At 69.3% G+C, this 2,700-nt stretch carries 1 protein-coding gene; it reads left to right on the forward strand.

Annotation, left to right across the window (positions count from 1 at the left end; genetic code table 11):
• On the forward strand, positions 1–2,700 hold a 2,700-nt coding region (locus AC3WQM_RS31935), incomplete at both ends, for a type VI secretion system Vgr family protein (RefSeq protein WP_492683855.1).

Below are 2,700 nucleotides of genomic sequence, written 5' to 3' on the forward strand. Positions count from 1 at the left end.
ATCGTGTGCCTGAGCTTGCGTGCGGACCTGGCGCTGTCTTCGCTGATCGACCAGCCGCTGACGCTGGTTACGGTGCTGGCCAATGGCTCGCTCGCAAAGCGCACTGGATTGATTCGCGCAGTCGAGTCGTTGGGCTCCGACGGCGGCCTGGCCCGCTACCGCCTGACCCTGGTTCCCTGGCTCTGGCTGGCCACCCAGCAAGGCCGAAGCCAAGTCTTCCAGCAGCGCAGCATCGCAGACATCATCGAACGCGTGCTGGCGCCGTATGCGGATGCGGGCAGCTGGGCCTTCTCTTCCGAAGTGAACAGCTTCCTCGCCGACGCCCCCGTTCGCACCTACTGCACCCAGTACCGCGAGAGCGACTACGACTTCTTCTCGCGCCTGCTGGCCGAAGAAGGCCTGGCCTGGCGCACCGAGGAAGACGCCCAGGCCCCGACGGGCCACAAGCTCGTCATCTTCTCGTCCAACGACACCCAGCCCGCCGATGCAGGCTCGCCCGTTCGCTTTCACCGCAAGAGCTCCCAGGAGCGCAGCGACGCCGTGCAGGCACTGGTGCGCCGCATGCGCCAGTCGGTGGCCCAGGTGCATCTGAGCGCCTGGAACGTCGACGGCAAGCGCCAGCTCACAGGCAGCGCCCCGGCGCGCTTTCCGGTCGGCGGCAAGAACGCCCCGCGCCTGGAGTACGACGACGTGCTGGGCCTGAACGACCGCAGCCGCGGCTGGGACACCAACCGCACCGTCGAGCGCTACGCGGCCCTGATGATGGAAGCGGCCGAATGCCGCGCCGACCTGATGCTGGGCCACAGCACCGTGCGCACCTTGCGCGCGGGCACGCGCCTCGAGATCGACGACGCGCCCGCACTCGGGCTGCAAGCCAGGCCTGCGCTGCTGCTGGACACCGTCGAACACGTGGGCATCAACAACCTGCCCAAGGACACGGCGGCGTCGATTGCGGCGCAGCTGGGTGCGCTGACAGAACACCTCGTGTTCGACCAGCCCTGCGCCCCCGTGACGGCCGAGGCCGATGTGTTCGGGCTGGTGTCTGCAGCAACAGGCACGAACAACGACAACAGCATCTATCCGCAGCCCCAGAGCCTGGCCAGCGCCCAGGCCCAGGGCTACGCCAACAGCTTCTCGGGCGTGCACGCCCCGCGCCCCTGGCGCCCGGCCCTGGCCGCGGCCGATGGCGCACGCCTGCACGCCAGGCCCACGGCCAGCGGCGTGCACAGCGCCATCGTGGTCGGCCCTTCGGGCGAGACCTCACCCAACGGCGCCGACGAGCTGTACTGCAACGACCGTGGCGACGTGCGCGTGCGCTTCCACTGGCAGAACAACGCCAGCGACAACAGCAACGGTGACAACGCCCAGGACAACCGCAGCACCCGCTGGATTCGCGTGGCCCAGCGCCAGGCGGGCCCCGGCATGGGCTGGCAGTGGCTGCCACGCATCGGGCAGGAAGTGCTGGTCAAGTTCGTCGACCTCGATGTGGACCAGCCCGTCATCGTCGGTGCGCTGTACAACGGCCGCGGCGACGGCGGCCTCGCCCCCACGCCCGGTGGTGCATCGCGCGCCGGTGAAACCAATGAAGACGTCTTCGCCCAAGCGGGTAACGCCTCGCCCAGCGCCCAGGCCAACCTCGCAGCCGGCCATGCCCCGCCCTGGCACGGTGCCAGCGCCGACGACAAGGGCCACCGCAATGCAGCGGCCCTGAGCGGCTTCAAGACCAAGGAGTTCGGCGGCGAAGGCTTCAGCCAATTGGTGTTCGACGATTCGAACCAGCAGCTGCGCGTGCAGCTGCATGCGAGCACCGCCCACAGCCAGCTGAACCTGGGCCACCTGATCCACCAGGCCGACAACTTCCGGGGCAGCTTCCGAGGCCAGGGCCTGGAGCTGCGCACCGACGGCTATGCGGCCCTGCGAGGGGGCAAGGGCGTGCTGCTGAGCACGTACCACGGCGCAGGCGGCCAGAAGCTGGAGCCCGTGGGCGACTTCGCCGCCGGCATGGCGCTGCTCAAGCAGGTGCAGCAGCTGGGCCAGGCCCTCAGCGATGCGGCCAAGACCCACGAGACCGTGCAGCTGGCCGGGCACATCGGGGCGACCAAGGCCAACGAATCCCAGCTGGACAAGGAGCGCGCCCCCTACGTCGCGATGGAGCGCACCGCCAGCGGCATGGTCGCTGCCGATGCACTCGATGCCGCCTACGCGGACGCCGCAGACAAGGCCATCGCCACCGGCGAGGGCAAGGTGCCGCACACCAGCGACGCCGTGATCGCGCTGGCCGCACGCGGCGGCCTGGCGATGGTCGCGGGCCAGCAGCTGCAGGTCGTCAGCGGCGAGACTGCCACGCTGGCCAGCGGCGGCGACATCAACCTGGCGCTGGCCGACGTGCTGCGCGTGCACAGCGGACAGGCCATCGGGGTGCTGGCCGGGGCGCAGAAGGCCGATGCAGACACAGGCTTGTCGGTCATCGCGGGCAACGACGACCTGGACTTCCAGGCGCAGCACGACGAGTTGCGCGTGCAGGCCAAGGAGGCCCTGAAGATCGCCAGCACCGACCAGACGGTGGAGTTCGCGGCCAAGAAGAAGATCCGCATCGCGACCGCGCAGGGCGCATCGATCACGCTGCAGGATGGGGACATCACCTTCGAGTGTCCGGGGAAGATCACTTATCACTCGGTGCAGCGGAAGTTGGCCGGGCCG

The organism is Variovorax sp. FW301-JW7 (genome assembly GCF_058788795.1).